The following is a 15,061-nucleotide window of genomic DNA, read 5'->3' as shown; positions in this document are numbered from 1 at the left end:
GATTCACCGTGGCGAGGGAGCAGGCTCCCTCGCCTCAAGGATTTCCACTCTAAGAGAAGTTTTCGTCTTCCCCCATGCGCATAGAACCCCGCGAGTTACCCGACACCCTGCCGTTCCTCGGTGACCTGCCGCCGCTGTTGACCCGCCTGTACGCCGCCCGAGGCGTGCAATCGGCGGTTGAGCTGGATAAAAGCCTGGCTCGCTTGATTCCCTATCAACAGCTCAAGGGAATCGACGCCGCGGTGGACCTGCTGGTGACGGCGCTGGAACAACGTCAGCGCATTCTGATCGTCGGTGATTTCGATGCTGATGGTGCGACGGCCAGTACGGTTGGCGTGCTGGGCCTGCGCCTGCTGGGCGCGGCCCATGTCGATTACCTGGTGCCCAATCGTTTCGAATATGGCTACGGCCTGACGCCGGAAATCGTCGAGGTCGCCCTCACACGCGAGCCGCAGCTGTTGATCACCGTGGACAACGGGATTTCCAGCGTCGAAGGCGTGGCGGCGGCCAAGGCCGCCGGCCTGAAGGTGTTGGTCACCGATCACCATTTGCCTGGATTGGAATTGCCGGAGGCCGATGCCATCGTCAACCCGAACCAGCCGGGTTGCGAGTTCCCGAGCAAGGCGCTGGCGGGCGTCGGGGTGATTTTCTACGTATTGATGGCATTGCGGGCGCGCCTGCGCAGCCTGGGCTGGTATGCCAGCAAACCCCAGCCGAACATTGGCGAGCTGCTGGACTTGGTGGCGTTGGGCAGTGTGGCCGACGTGGTGCCCCTGGATGCCAACAACCGGATCCTGGTGCATCAGGGCCTCGAACGTATTCGCGCCGGCCGCGCCCGTCCGGGAATCAAGGCCATCCTGGAGGTGGCCAAGCGCGACCCGTCGCGCATTACCTCCACCGACCTTGGCTTCATCCTCGGCCCGCGACTGAACGCGGCGGGACGCCTTGACGACATGAGCCTGGGCATCGAATGCCTACTCACCGCCGACCCGGCGCTTGCCCGTGAGATGGCTGCGCAACTGGACGGCATGAACCAGGATCGCAAGTCCATCGAACAGGGCATGCAGCGTGAAGCCCTGGCTCAACTCAAGGACCTGCCGGTAGAGTCGATGCCGTTCGGCTTGTGCTTGTTCGACCCCCAATGGCACCAGGGCGTGATCGGTATCCTGGCGTCGCGCATGAAGGAACGTTATTTCCGTCCGACGATCGCTTTTGCCGATGCCGGGGATGGTCTCCTGAAGGGGTCCGGGCGCTCGGTGCCAGGCTTTCATATTCGCGATGCCCTGAGCGTCGTCGCGGCACAGCACCCGACGCTGATCAGCAAATACGGCGGCCACGCCATGGCGGCAGGGCTGACGCTGCCCGAGGCGAATTTTCCGTTGTTTGCCGAGGCATTCGACGCCGAAGTGCGTAGGCAACTGCGTGAAGAGGACCTGACCGGACGACTCCTCTCGGACGGCACCCTGGCGGTAGAGGAGTTCCATCTGGAATTGGCCAGGGCATTGCGCCACGCCGGGCCGTGGGGCCAGCATTTCCCGGAACCGGTGTTCCACGGTGTGTTCCAGCTGGTCGAGCAGCGAGTGGTGGGCGAGCGACACCTGAAGGTCGTTCTCAAGAGCGAGTGCGGCTCGGTGAAGCTCGACGGCATCGCCTTTGGCATCGACCGCGAGATCTGGCCGAACCCGACGGTGCGCTGGGTGGAGCTGGCCTACAAACTCGACCTTAACGAATTTCGTGGCCAGGAAACGGTGCAACTGATGATTGCCCATATCGAGCCGCGATAGCCTGGGGGAGGGAAACTTCCCTTGCCACGACGTTGACTTGGAATCTGTCAGGCCAGTTTTTAAGTTCTGAACCCTGCTTCCCCTCGGGTTGTCGACTAGTCTCTAAGCACTGCTTGATAGCCCTTGTGACGTCTTGTCGTTTCTTTGCCCGCGGGGGCGGGTGTTGTACCTTTTGTCACTCGTCGACTTTTCAAACAGAACCCTGGAGCCTGCCCACTGATTCGAGAGGTGCCCCATGAGTCTGCTGCTGGAACCCTATACCCTTCGCCAATTGACCCTGCCCAATCGCATCGCGGTTTCGCCGATGTGCCAGTATTCGAGCGTCGATGGCCTGGCCAACGACTGGCACCTCGTGCACCTTGGCAGCCGCGCCGTGGGTGGCGCGGGGCTGGTATTCACCGAAGCCACCGCGGTCACGGCGGATGGTCGTATCACTGCCCAGGACCTCGGCTTATGGAACGATGACCAGATCCCTGCGCTGCAACGTATTACCCGTTTCATTTCTGCCCAAGGGGCCGTGCCGGGCATCCAGCTGGCTCATGCTGGTCGCAAGGCAAGTACCTGGCGGCCCTGGCTGGGCAAGCATGGCAGCGTCAAGCCCGAGGACGGTGGCTGGGTTCCGGTCGGTCCATCGCCGATCGCCTTCGACCCGCAGCATACCCAGCCGACGCAGTTGGATGAGGGGCAGATCGCCGACGTTATCCAGGCATTCGTCGACGCGGCCAAGCGTTCCCTGACCGCCGGTTTCAAGGTGGTCGAGGTCCATGCGGCCCACGGCTATCTGTTGCACCAGTTCCTTTCACCCTTGAGCAATCAGCGTCGCGATCAATATGGCGGGTCGTTCGAAAATCGCATCCGGCTGGTGTTGCAGGTGACCGAGGCGGTGAGGGCGGTGTGGCCTGACGAACTTCCGGTATTTGTCCGCGTCTCCGCCACCGACTGGGTCGAAGACGGGTGGAATCCGGATGAAACCGTAGAGCTGGCGCGGCGATTCCGGATGTTGGGGGTGGACTTGATTGACGTGTCGTCGGGCGGGACCGCCGCCAATGCGGAAATTCCCACCGGCCCGGGCTATCAGACACGATTCGCCGAACGGGTACGCAAGGAGTCGGAGATTGCCACCGGCACCGTGGGCATGATTACCGAACCGGCCCAGGCCGAGCATATCCTGCGCACCTGCCAGGCCGACATTATCTTCCTCGCCCGGGAGTTGTTGCGTGATCCGTACTGGGCCCTGCATGCCGATGATGACCTGGGCGGGCGCAAGGCCACCTGGCCGGCGCAGTACCAGCGGGCGACGCATCGGGACCAGCCGATCCACGAGTCGGATTTGCGGGACTGAATCGGCGATAGAACAAAAAGCCCCGGTCGTCTTGGCCGGGGCTTTTTGTTTTATCGGGTGTCCTGGGTTTGCTCAGGGATACTTGCGCCGATCCGGTGCTGGCGGGAAATACTGGTACAGCCAGGTCTCGCTCAAGGTACGGTCCTTGGAGCGCAGAAACAGCCGCATCGCTACCGGGTCCACGCGATCATCGGTCGGGTACCAGTCGAAGGTAATCCGGTAGCCCTTGATCGCATCGAGCACTAACACGTTGAAGTCCTTGACCTCGCCATGGGAGCACGTCACCACCGGTTCGATACCCGTGCCCGCTGGCAACTGGTCGAGACCGCCTCCGGTGAAGTCCACGGCAAAGCGCCGCGCCCAGACGGTCGGATAATGCTCGCCGGGTGCCCAACCTTCGATGAAACCGCCCATGCCGGAACGGGTGGCATCGACTCGCGCCAGGTCGGTGCTCACCGGTGGCAAGGCGCTCCAGTAAAGCTTGTAGCCATAGTTCAGCGAATCGCCGGCGGCAACCGGTTTCTTCGGGGTCCAGAACGCGACGATGTTGTCCAGGGTTTCGCCGGTTGTAGGAATTTCCAACAGATCGACTGAGCCTTCCCCCCAAGCGGTCGTAGGCTCGACCCACAGGCTTGGGCGTTTGCTGTACCAGTCCACGGTGTCCTGGTAGCTCTCGAAGTCATGGTCGGTCTGCACCAGCCCGAAGCCTTTCGGGTTCTTGTCGGCGTACGCGTTGAATTGCAGGGTGGCGGGGTTGTTCAGCGGACGGCAGACCCACTCGCCGTTGCCACGCCACATGGCCAGCCGGTCGGAGTCATGGATTTGCGGGTGAATGGTGTCGCACATGCGGCGCTCGACCGTGCCGCAGCTGAACATGCTGGTCATTGGTGCAATGCCCAGTTGCTCGATGGCGGTACGGGCATTGATGTGCGCATCGATTTCCATGACGACCCGGGTCGGCTGGCAATCGATGTCAAAACGATAGGCGCCGGTGGCGCTAGGCGAGTCGAGCAGCGCATAGACCACGAAACGGGTGCTGTTCTTGTCCGGGGTTTCGAACCAGAACTTGGTGAAGTCAGGAAACTCCTCGCGCTTTTTGGCGTAGGTGTCGATGGCCAGGCCACGGGCCGATAGCCCGTACTGGCCGCTGGCATCGACAGCACGGAAATAGCTGGCCCCAAGGAATGAAACGATGTCGTGTCGGTCCAGCTCCGGTGCCTTGAATACCCGGAAACCGGCGAAGCCCAGGTCACCCGTCAATTGAGAGGTGTTGACCGTGGTCTTTTCATAGTTGAACAGCTCCGGACGGAAGTGCACTTCCCGGGCCATGCGCGTCTTCGGATCGACGCTATACATGCGTACGGGTTGCTTGAACCCCATGCCGACATGGAAGAATTGTGCGTCCAGTTGCCCGTCCAGCTCATTCCACAGTGAGTGGTTGGTATCGTACTTGATGGCGTTGAATTGCAATGGCGACATCTGGGCCAGTGTCGGTGGCAGGACTTGCTTGGTGTCGACATAACGGCTCTCGGCCAGCCGCCGGGCCTGGTCCTTCAAACCTTCGAAATCGAAGGGACGGGCTTCGCCATCGGCAGTCTGATCGGCGGCCCAGGCGCGCGCGGCCATGAGCCCGGAGGCCGATAGTCCGGTGTAGGCGGCGAAGGCCATGGAGGCCTTGAGCAGGTTCCTGCGGTGCATAAATACAACCTTTCTCGAAACAATCCCGAGCCGATCCTGGCAACAAAGATTGGCAAATGAGTTCGGACATGCCTTTGGCCAAACGCGACGAACGTTAGAACAGATACCTGAGAGCTGGATCGGTTCACCGAGGCGCAAAATCATAGGGGAAATGCAGGCTGGGAGAGATAGGAAAGCGTGGGCTGGTCAAATTTTCTTACAGTTATTTCTTTTTTTGTGAAAAATTCGGAATTTTTTGACTAATTACTCTAAAACTCTCTTTTCACCCGGTGGATCCTTCCTATTCTTGTGGTTAATAGACGATGTAACCGGTTCACTAAGCGCTATTGGGTCAACTTGACGTAACGAAGGACAGGTCATGACGAAAATACAGGGCATTGCCGAAATCCTGGGAGTCTTCCCGGGCCTGATCAACGCGCGCAGGAGGCGCCGGCTCAGCCTGGAAGAATTGAGATTGATCGAGCGCTACCGGGAGCTGTCGGAGAACGACCGGATCGCCATGCGTTACCTGGTGGATGCAATGCGCAGTGTTTCGCGGTTTTGAATACGGCACTGATGGACGGTTGGATCGGGAAAGGCCGGCGGGCCTCACTGCTCTGACCAGTCCGGAGGACGCTCGGTGCGTTGGTGCAGTATCCGCAGGACCTGAAATTGCCCCTGCACGAGTCGGTAAGGGGCTGCGCATCGGCATCCGCTATGCCTTCGTTGATCGCTTGCAGACGCCACGATTAGGCCTCTACATATCGAACCAATGCACGCTTGAGGTGATGTTGACGGTCACGGTCGGTGGCGGCAGCCAGCAAGTCCAGCTGTTGGGCCAGACCTTCCTCCATACGAAAGGACAAAACGGACGAGGCCATGATTATCTCCGGTGTATACGTTGTAGACGCCCTAGGTGCTGCCAGGATTTCCGTCAACCGGCGAGCGTGCACCGATCGACGAAAACCTTGGCAGGACGAGCCCGTGGTAGGCGTGGGCATGTGTTGCCGACATTGTCTTGTCGTCAGTGCTTGAACATCACATGCCGCACCACCGTGTAATCCTCCAGTCCATACATGGACATGTCCTTGCCGTAGCCCGACCGTTTCTGACCGCCATGGGGCATTTCGCTGACAAGCATGAAGTGGGTATTTACCCAGGTGCAGCCGTATTGCAGTCGCGCCGAGAGGCGATGGGCTCGGCCGATGTCGGCGGTCCAGACCGATGAGGCAAGTCCGTAGTCCGAATCGTTGGCCCAGGCCAGCACTTGGGCTTCATCCAGGAACGGCGTGACGGACACCACCGGGCCGAAGACTTCGCGGCGTACGATTTCGTCATCCTGCTGGGCATCGGCCAGCACCGTCGGTTCGAAGAAAAAGCCGTTGCCCTCTACCGCCTTGCCCCCGGTGACCAGGCGGATATGCGACTGGGCGATGGCCCGCTCGACGAACGCGGCCACCCGGTCGCGGTGCTGGGCGGTGATCAGCGGGCCCATTTCGGTGTCGGGCTCGTTCTGCATACCGTACTTGATGCTGGCGACGGCGGCGCCGAGTTTCTCGACGAATTTGTCGTAGATGCCTTGTTGGGCATAGATACGGCAAGCAGCGGTGCAATCCTGGCCGGCGTTGTAGAAACCGAAGGTGCGGATACCTTCCACAGCCGCGTCAATGTCGGCGTCGTCGAAGATGATCACCGGGGCTTTGCCACCCAATTCCATGTGCATGCGCTTGACGCTGTCGGCGGTGCTGGAAATGATGTTCGAACCGGTAGCGATGGATCCTGTCAGCGAAACCATGCGCACTTTCTGATGGGTGACCAGCGGGTTGCCCACGGTCTGCCCACGGCCGAAGATCACGTTGAGCACGCCGGCGGGGAAAATCTCCGACGCCAGTTCCGCCAGGCGCAACGCAGTCAGCGGTGTCTGTTCCGACGGCTTGAGCACTACCGTGTTTCCCGCGGCCAAAGCCGGGGCGATTTTCCAGGCAACCATCATCAACGGGTAGTTCCACGGTGCGATGGAGGCGATGACGCCGACCGGATCCCGGCGAATCATCGAGGTGTGCCCTGGCAGGTATTCGCCGCCCGCCGAGCCGCTCATGCAGCGACTGGCGCCGGCAAAGAAGCGGAACACGTCGGCAATTGCCGGGATTTCGTCATTCAGCGCAGCGCTGAAGGGTTTGCCGCAGTTGTCCGACTCCAGTTTCGCCAGCTCCTCGCCATTGGCTTCGATGGCATCGGCCAACTTGAGCAGCAACAGCGAACGGTCCTTGGGCGCCACTTGCGACCAGGATTCGAAGGCGCTGTCGGCGGCGCGCACGGCGGCATCGACCTGGGCTTCGCTGGCTTCGTTGATTTCCACCAGCACCCGCCCCAGTGCCGGGTTGAATACCGCCTGGCCGGGGCCTTCGCCGTTGACCAGATGCCCGTTGATCAGCAGTTTGGTTTGCATGTCCATGTCCTCTTGAATCGGGTTTGTGACTGCTGTGGGATTCGGTTCCACAGTGACATTTACTTCCCACCACTCCCCGCCACACTCTCACCCCCGCGGGTCAGGTAATACGCACCGAGAATCGGCAACATCGTGACCAACATCACCAGCATCGCCACGACGTTGGTTACCGGCACTTCGCGCGGGCGGCTGAGCTGGTTGAGCAACCAGAGCGGCAAGGTACGCTCGTGGCCGGCGGTAAAGGTGGTGACGATGATTTCATCGAACGACAGCGCGAATGCCAGCATCCCGCCGGCCAGCAGTGCCGACCCCAGGTTGGGCAAGATGATGTAGCGAAAGGTCTGCCAGCCGTCGGCGCCCAGATCCATCGATGCCTCGATCAGGCTGTGGGACGTGCGGCGCAGGCGGGCGATGACGTTGTTGTAGACGATCACCACGCAAAAGGTCGCGTGGCCGACAATGATGGTGAACATGCCGGGTTCGATGCCCAAGGTCTTGAACGTAGCCAGCAGGGCAATGCCGGTGATGATCCCTGGCAAGGCGATCGGCAGGATAAGCATCAGCGAAATGCCTTGTTTGCCAAAGAAATCCCGACGATACAACGCCGCCGAGGCGAGCGTGCCGAGGACCATGGCGATCAGCGTGGCAATGGCCGCGACCTGCAACGATAGCTTGATCGCTTCCAGCACGTCCGGGCGCGAAAAGGCCACGCTGAACCATTTCAAGGTCAGGCCCTTGGGCGGGAAGCTGAACGCAGCGTCTTCGGTATTGAACGCATAAAGAAAGATGATCAGGATCGGAAAGTGCAGGAACACCAGCCCGCCCCATGCCGCGATCCGCAAGCCCCACGACGCTCGAGAGTCAGAGTGCATCGAAAGCCCCCAGTCGCTTGACGATGGATAGATAGACGGCGATCAACACGATCGGCACCAGCGTGAACGCCGCGGCCATGGGCATGTTGCCGATCGCGCCTTGCTGGGCGTAGACCATGCTGCCGACGAAGTAGCCCGGCGGGCCCACCAGTTGCGGCACGATGAAATCCCCCAGGGTCAGCGAGAAGGTGAAGATCGAACCCGCTGCGATACCCGGGACCGACAACGGCAGGATCACCTGCATGAACGTCTGGCGTGGCTTGGCGCCCAGGTCCGCCGAGGCCTGCAGCAACGATGGCGGCAGGCGTTCCAGGGACGCCTGGATCGGCAGGATCATGAACGGCAGCCAGATGTAGACGAACACCAGGAAGCGCCCCAGGTGCGAGGTGGACAACGTGCTGCCGCCCACGCCCGGGATTTCCAGTACGAACTGCAACAGCGGCCCCAGGCCCAGATGCTGGATGAACCATTGCGCCACACCGCCCTTGGCCAGCAGCAGTGTCCAGGCATAGGCCTTGACGATATAGCTGGCCCACATCGGTAGCATCACCGCAATGTAGAAAAATGCCTTGGTCTTGCCGCTGGTGTAGCGCGCCATGTAGTAGGCAATCGGGAACGCGACGATGGCACTGGCGATGGACACCGCGATGGCCATGCTCAGGGTGCGCCAGATGATGTCGAAATTGGACGGCTGGAACAGCGCTGCAAAATTCGCCAGGGTCAGGTCCGGCGTGACCGCCATGGTGAAGTCGTCGAAGGTGTAGAAACCCTGCCACAGCAAGGTCAGCAGCGAACCCAGGTAGATCGCGCCGAACCAGAGCAGGGGAGGCACGAGCAGCATCGACAGGTAGAGATTGGGCCGTCGGTACAGCAGGTTCGAAAACCGCCGCAGCGCAGAGCCGTGTGTCGCTGTGTGAGTCATGGCCAGGGTGCTCATCTCAGGCCTCGCCGCCGACGGTGTCGTGCAGGGCAACCATCGCTTCGCGGGCCCAGCGCACGGCGAGGTGCTGGCCGGCCTGATGCCCGGTGCCGTTGTCGCCCCACTGGGTGTTGGCCTGGCTGAGGCTCAGGGTCTGGCCGTTTTCCAGCTTCAATTCGTAGCGTGTCGCACTGCCCTGGTACTGGACGTCGTGGAGCAGGCCGCTGACCTCGATTTCATGGCTCGCCAGCGGGCCTTCGGCAAAACGCACATGTTCCGGACGAATCGAGAACGGCTGTGGATAACCGCTCAGTTGGCGCGCCAGTTCGCCACGGATCACGTTGGAAGTGCCGACGAATTCGGCGACAAAGGTGGTGGCCGGTTTCATGTAGAGGTTGCGCGGTGTATCGACCTGTTCAATGCGGCCCTTGTTGAACACCGCCACCCGATCGGACATCGACAACGCTTCGGTCTGGTCGTGGGTGACGAAGATGAAGGTGATGCCCAACTGGCGTTGCAGCTTCTTCAACTCGCCTTGCATCTGTTCGCGCAGCTTCAAGTCGAGGGCGCCCAGAGGCTCGTCCAACAGTAATACCCGAGGGCGATTGACCAGCGCGCGGGCCAGGGCGACACGCTGGCGCTGGCCGCCGGAAAGTTGCACCGGCCTGCGCTCGCCGTAGCCGCCCAGGGCAACCATCTCCAGCGCTTCGTTGGCGCGCTGGATGCGCTCGGCCTTGGCGACGCCTTTGACCTTCAAGCCGTAGGCGACGTTGTCGCGCACGTTCATGTGGGGGAAGAGGGCGTAGTCCTGGAAAACCGTATTCACGTCCCGCTGGTAGGGCGCCAGTCCCACGGCTTCTTCGCCATGGATACGGATCGAGCCGGCGCTGGGCTGCTCGAACCCGGCGATCAGCCGCAGGCAGGTGGTCTTGCCTGAGCCGGAAGGGCCCAGCATGGAAAAGAACTCGCCGTCCTGGATATCGATGCAGACCCGGTCAACGGCCTTCACATCGCCGAACTGACGGGAAACGTGGCTGAATTGGACTGCAAGCGTCATGGTGCTGGGCTCCAGAAAGCGTGACTTCTGCTGAATCATGGCTAGATTGTCGGGCACGGACCTGTGGCGAGGGGATTTATCCCCGCTAGGGGCGAAGCCCCCCAAAACCTGACACCTGTGGGTATCAGGCAGATTGAGTTGCCTGCTTTGGGGCTGCTGCGCAGCCCAGCGGGGATAAATCCCCTCGCCACAAAAGCAGTGTTCGGCTGCGGTTACCGCCCACCCATGATCGCAATGTAATCCTGGGTCCAGCGGCTGTACGGCACGAACTTGCCGCCCTCGGCCTGTGGGGTTTTCCAGAAGGCGATCTTGTCGAACTGGTCGAAGCCGTTGGTCTTGCAGCCTTCGGCACCCAGCAGTTCGCTGCCTTTGCACGCCTCGGGCACGGCCGGCAGGGAGCCGAACCACGCGGCCACGTCACCCTGGACTTTCGGTTGCAGCGACCAGTCCATCCACTTATAGGCGCAGTTCGGATGCTTGGCCTCGGCATGCAGCATGGTGGTGTCGGCCCAACCCGTGGCGCCTTCCCTGGGAATGGTCGAGGCGATCGGTTGCTTCTCGTTCATCAGGCCGTTGACCTGGTACGGCCACGCACCGGAGGCGACCACGCCTTCATTCTTGAAGTCGCTCATCTGCACGGTGGTGTCATGCCAGTAGCGGTGGATCAACGGCTGCTGGGCCCGTAGCAATTCAAGCACGGCCTTGTACTGGGCTTCGTCGAGCTGGTACGGGTCCTTGATGCCCAGTTCAGGCTTGGCGGTCTTGAGGTACAACGCTGCGTCGGCGATGTAGATCGGGCCATCGTAGGCTTGCACGCGACCCTTGTTCGGCTTGCCATCGGGCAGGTCCTGCGCTTCGAACAGCACGCTCCAACTGGTAGGCGCCTGCTTGAACACGCTGGTGTTGTACATCAACACGTTCGGGCCCCACTGATAAGGCGTGCCGTAGGTCTGCTGGTTGACCACGTACCACGGCGCGTCCTTGAGACGCGGATCGAGATTTTTCCAGTTGGCGATCAACGCGGTGTTGATCGGCTGCACGCGCTTGCCAGCAATCAGCCGCAACGAAGCATCGCCCGAGGCGGTGACCAGGTCGTAGCCGCCCTTGGTCATCAGGCTGACCATCTCGTCGGACGTGGCGGCGGTCTTGACGTTGACCTTGCAGCCGGTTTCCTTCTCGAACCCCGTGACCCAGTCGTAGGCCTTGTCGCTTTCACCGCGTTCGATGTAGCCCGGCCAGGCGACGATGTCCAATTGGCCTTCGCCGGCGCCAACGGCCTTGAGCGGCTCGACGGCCTGGAGACTGACGCTGGTCAGCAGCGCCGTGGTCATTGCGCTGAGCAATACGGTCTTGTGCGCGTACATGGAAATCCCTCTTGCTTTTAATTATGGTCGGGGCAGTTTTGAACCGGTGAAGCGCCACGAAGGGCCTGTTATTAGAGTAGTGCTGTTCCTTGCAGATGCTGGCTGTGGCGGGCCATGATATGGCGCACCACGCTGTAGTCCTGGAGCGAATCGCTGGACAGATCCTTGCCGTAGCCTGAGCGTTTCAGGCCGCCGTGGGGCATTTCGCTGACCAGCATGAAATGGCTGTTGATCCAAGTGCAGCCGTATTGCAGCCGCGCCGCGACCTGCATCGCCTTGTCGAGATTCTGGGTCCATACCGAGGAGGCCAGGCCATATTCCGAATCGTTGGCCCAGTCCACCGCCTGGCTGAGCTCGTCGAAGCGGGTCACGGTGACCACCGGGCCGAACACTTCCCGTTGGACGATCTCATCGCTTTGCTTGCAGCCGGCCAGCAGCGTCGGTTGATAGTAGAAACCGGCGCCGGAATGCACCGCGGCGCCGGTGATGCGTTCGATATGCGGCTGGCCAAGGGCGCGCTCGACGAAACTGGCGACGCGGTCGCGCTGGCGCACGCTGATCAACGGGCCGATTTCATTGTCGGCGTCACGCTTGCCGGCAAAACGCAGGCTGCCAACCGCAGCGCCGAGTTCGGCCACCAGCCGGTCGTGGATCCCGGCCTGTGCGTAGATCCGGCAGGCGGCGGTGCAATCCTGTCCGGCGTTGTAATAACCATAGGTGCGCACGCCATCGACCACGGCTTGGATGTCGGCGTCGTCGCAGACAATCACCGGCGCCTTGCCGCCCAGTTCCAGGTGCGTGCGCTTGAGGGTTTTTGCCGCCGCCTGGAGGATTTTCTGGCCGGTGACGATATCGCCGGTCAGCGAGACCATGCGTACCTTCGGATGGCTGACCAGATGGCTGCCCACACCTTCGCCGCCACCGCAGATGATATTGATGACGCCGCGCGGCAGGATCTCGGCCAGCATCGGCGCCAGGGCCAGGATCGACAGTGGCGTGTGCTCCGAGGGCTTGAAGACCAAGGTGTTGCCGGCGGCCAGGGCCGGGGCGATCTTCCAGGCCGCCATCATGATCGGGTAGTTCCACGGGGCAATGGACGCCACCACGCCGATCGGGTCGCGGCGCACCATGCTCGTATAGCCGGGCAGGTATTCACCGCTGAGCTGGCCAGTCTGGCAGCGTACGGCGCCGGCAAAGAAACGGAACACATCCACCGTGGCGCTCAGATCATCCTGGCGGGCCAGGTGCAAGGGCTTGCCGCAGTTCAAGGATTCGAGACGGGCCAGGTCGTCGGCGTTTTTTTCGATGGCGCTGGCAATGTCCAACAGCAGGTTGGAGCGCTGTTGCGGCGTGGTGCGTGACCAGCCGTCGAAAGCGTGATGAGCCGCGAGGATAGCGCTTTCGACCTGTTCGATGCTGGCCTCGGCGATGTGCGCCACCACTTCACCCGTGGCCGGGTTGAGAATCGGCTCGGCAAAGCCCTCGCCGGGGACCCATTCTCCATTGATCAACAACGCGGTACACACTGGGGGTTGCGCGCCAGCCATGTTTTATTTTCTCGGTTGTCGGAGCCTTGAGGATTCAACAAGACTAGTGCGCGCCCGCAAGACCGACAAATTCGAAATACTCAAGGCTGCGTTCGATTAAATCGATGGCTTGCGTCCACTATGGGATTGTTCCCGCGCAACGGCCAGGAACGGGTCGACCGAGGCCGGCCGGGCGGTTCCCCGGCGCCAGGCCAGCCCGACATCCAGTGTCTGGTTGAGGTCGGCGATAGGGCGAGCCTCGATGATGTCGCCTTCCAGCGACCAGGGGCGGTAGGTCATGTCTGGTTGGATCGAAACGCCCAGGCCAGCCGCCACCAGGCTGCGCACTGCTTCGGTGGACGCGGTGCGCAAGGTGACTTGCGGTTGCAGGCCGACGCCGCGCCACAGGCGTTGCGCGTTACGATCCATCTCATCGACGTTCAATTGGATCAGTTGTTCCCGGGCGACATCCGCCAGGTGGATGCTGTCGTGTTCAAGCAATGGGTGCTGGGCCGGCAGCCACAAACGATGGGGGGAGTGGGTCAACACTTCGGTCTGCAGGGCGTGGCGGTCCTCCAGGTTGGAGAGGATCAGCACGCCGACGTCGATCTCGCCGCTGACCAACAGATGCTCGATATAAGGGCGTTCGTCCTCCATCACCCGGATCGCCACATTGGGGTAGGCGCGCTGGAAACGGGTCAGGAGGTCCGCCAGGTAATAGCCGGCGACCAGGCTGGTCACGCCGATGGTCACCTGGCCGGCCACCTGGTCAGTGCTCTGCTGCAGGCTGCGCTTGGCGTTGTCGACAGTGGCGAGGATCAGATGGGCCTGGCGCAGGAACTGATGCCCCTGATGGGTCAGCGTCATGCCCTTCGCGTGGCGGTTGAACAGGCTGACACCGATTTCCTCTTCCAGTTGCTGGATCGCCAGGGTCAGGGTGGATTGGGAAATGAATGCGGTCTGAGCAGCGGCAGAGATCGAGCCGGTCTCGGCCACCGCGATGAAATGGCGGATCTGGCGCAAGGTCATCATGACGCACATCCTTGGATCGAATTTATCGAGATCCAGGAGTGTATATCGTTTTTATCGAATGACTGCGACGAGACCTGGCTGGACTGCGCAGGCAACATCTCGAAGCAATCTGCCCAAGGGCAACGGGGCACTTTCGTTCTAGGCTTGGGGCCTTATGATCCGGTTAACCCGAATGCGTGGAGGCAGGAAATGAACACCCGTGGATTGCTCGATCTGTTACTCAAGTCCGGTCAGGAAATGCTGCAGAACAAGGCCGGTGGTTCACAGGGCAAGTCATCATCCGGTGGCCTGGGCGGGTTGCTCGGCGGCTCCGGTAACCTGGGCGGCATGCTGTCCGGCGCGGGAGGCGGGGCATTGGCGGCGAGTGCCATGGGTATGCTGCTGGGCAACAAGAAAGCCCGCAACTTCGGTGGCAAGGCCTTGGCCTACGGTGGGCTGGCTGCCCTGGGCGTGATCGCCTACAAGGCTTACGGCAATTGGCAGGCCCAACAGGGCAGCGCGCCGAAAACCGAACCGCAGACCCTGGATCGCGTCCCGGCGGGGCAGGTCGAGCAGCACAGCCAGGCGATTCTCAAGGCCCTGGTCGCGGCGGCCAAGGCTGACGGCCATGTGGACGACCGCGAGCGGCAACTGATCGAAGGCGAATTCACCAAGCTTGATAACGACCAGGAACTGCAACAATGGCTGCATGCCGAGCTCAACAAACCGCTGGACCCCACGGATGTGGCCCGCGCCGCAAGCACGCCGGAAATCGCCGCCGAAATGTACATTGCCAGCGTGATGTTGGTGGACCAAGAGAATTTCATGGAGAAGTCCTACCTGGACGAACTGGCGCGGCAATTGAAGCTGGAGCCAGGGTTGAAGGCAGAGCTGGAGAAACAGGTGCGCCAGGCGGCTGCCTGACCATCGCGGCACGATACCCGTGGCGGGGGAACTTGCTCTCGCTGGGTGACGAAGCCGCCCCAATAAAATGCGCTTGCCGAAGGATCTTGTCGGCTGTTTGACGACGGCTGCGCCGTCGAACGGGAGCAAGCCCCCT

At 61.5% G+C, this 15,061-nt stretch carries 12 protein-coding genes and 1 pseudogene; 4 read left to right on the top strand and 9 right to left on the bottom strand.

What is annotated here, in order from left to right; genetic code table 11:
* The first annotated feature begins 74 nt into the window (after positions 1–74).
* The gene (recJ, locus tag VQ575_RS21375) at positions 75–1,784 is read left to right on the top strand and encodes a single-stranded-DNA-specific exonuclease RecJ (protein WP_325918375.1); all 1,710 of its coding nucleotides are present in this window, start codon (positions 75–77) and stop codon (positions 1,782–1,784) included.
* A 235-nt stretch (positions 1,785–2,019) separates the two neighbouring features.
* Positions 2,020–3,126: an NADH:flavin oxidoreductase/NADH oxidase gene (locus tag VQ575_RS21370; protein ID WP_039592048.1), complete on the top strand. Its 1,107-nt coding sequence runs from the start codon at positions 2,020–2,022 to the stop codon at positions 3,124–3,126.
* A gap of 72 nt (positions 3,127–3,198) precedes the next feature.
* Here VQ575_RS21370 and VQ575_RS21365 read toward each other — a convergent pair whose 3' ends face one another.
* A complete protein-coding gene (locus tag VQ575_RS21365; protein WP_039592047.1) occupies positions 3,199–4,824 on the bottom strand; it encodes a glucan biosynthesis protein D in 1,626 nt (541 codons plus the stop codon).
* A 358-nt stretch (positions 4,825–5,182) separates the two neighbouring features.
* Here VQ575_RS21365 and VQ575_RS21360 point away from each other — a divergent pair, with 358 nt between their 5' ends.
* Positions 5,183–5,368, top strand: coding sequence for a hypothetical protein (locus VQ575_RS21360; protein ID WP_039592046.1), 186 nt, complete (start codon positions 5,183–5,185; stop codon positions 5,366–5,368).
* Positions 5,369–5,489: 121 nt separating this feature from the next.
* Here the strand turns inward: VQ575_RS21360 and VQ575_RS21355 are convergent.
* The 8 genes and pseudogenes from VQ575_RS21355 to VQ575_RS21320 all read right to left on the bottom strand — a co-directional run.
* A pseudogene (locus VQ575_RS21355) lies at positions 5,490–5,684 on the bottom strand (CopG family ribbon-helix-helix protein); the annotation flags it as partial.
* Between the two features lie 143 nt (positions 5,685–5,827).
* Positions 5,828–7,252 (bottom strand): gamma-aminobutyraldehyde dehydrogenase, encoded by a 1,425-nt coding sequence (locus VQ575_RS21350; RefSeq protein WP_039592045.1) that lies wholly within the window; start codon positions 7,250–7,252, stop codon positions 5,828–5,830.
* A gap of 59 nt (positions 7,253–7,311) precedes the next feature.
* Positions 7,312–8,124 carry an ABC transporter permease gene (locus VQ575_RS21345; protein ID WP_325918374.1) on the bottom strand — a complete coding sequence of 271 codons (813 nt, stop codon included), beginning with the start codon at positions 8,122–8,124 and terminating at the stop codon, positions 7,312–7,314.
* The gene (locus tag VQ575_RS21340) at positions 8,114–9,061 is read right to left on the bottom strand and encodes an ABC transporter permease (RefSeq protein WP_039592043.1); all 948 of its coding nucleotides are present in this window, start codon (positions 9,059–9,061) and stop codon (positions 8,114–8,116) included. The genes VQ575_RS21345 and VQ575_RS21340 overlap by 11 nt, the downstream gene beginning before the upstream one ends.
* A gap of 1 nt (position 9,062) precedes the next feature.
* Positions 9,063–10,100, bottom strand: a complete 1,038-nt coding sequence (locus tag VQ575_RS21335; RefSeq protein WP_039592042.1) for an ABC transporter ATP-binding protein — start codon at positions 10,098–10,100, stop codon at positions 9,063–9,065.
* Positions 10,101–10,312: 212 nt separating this feature from the next.
* Positions 10,313–11,464: a putative ABC transporter substrate-binding protein YdcS gene (gene ydcS, locus VQ575_RS21330; RefSeq protein WP_039592041.1), complete on the bottom strand. Its 1,152-nt coding sequence runs from the start codon at positions 11,462–11,464 to the stop codon at positions 10,313–10,315.
* Positions 11,465–11,535: 71 nt separating this feature from the next.
* Complete coding sequence (locus tag VQ575_RS21325; protein WP_325918373.1) at positions 11,536–13,011, bottom strand: gamma-aminobutyraldehyde dehydrogenase; 1,476 nt, start codon at positions 13,009–13,011, stop codon at positions 11,536–11,538.
* A 96-nt stretch (positions 13,012–13,107) separates the two neighbouring features.
* Positions 13,108–14,022, bottom strand: coding sequence for a LysR family transcriptional regulator (locus tag VQ575_RS21320; RefSeq protein WP_325918371.1), 915 nt, complete (start codon positions 14,020–14,022; stop codon positions 13,108–13,110).
* A 189-nt stretch (positions 14,023–14,211) separates the two neighbouring features.
* Between VQ575_RS21320 and VQ575_RS21315 the strand changes: the two genes are divergently transcribed.
* Positions 14,212–14,925 (top strand): tellurite resistance TerB family protein, encoded by a 714-nt coding sequence (locus tag VQ575_RS21315; protein WP_325918370.1) that lies wholly within the window; start codon positions 14,212–14,214, stop codon positions 14,923–14,925.
* The last annotated feature ends 136 nt before the right edge of the window (positions 14,926–15,061 follow it).

It is taken from the genome of Pseudomonas frederiksbergensis, from assembly GCF_035751725.1.
Lineage (GTDB): Bacteria > Pseudomonadota > Gammaproteobacteria > Pseudomonadales > Pseudomonadaceae > Aquipseudomonas > Aquipseudomonas frederiksbergensis_A.
This window is presented reverse-complemented; position numbering and strand designations above follow the sequence as displayed.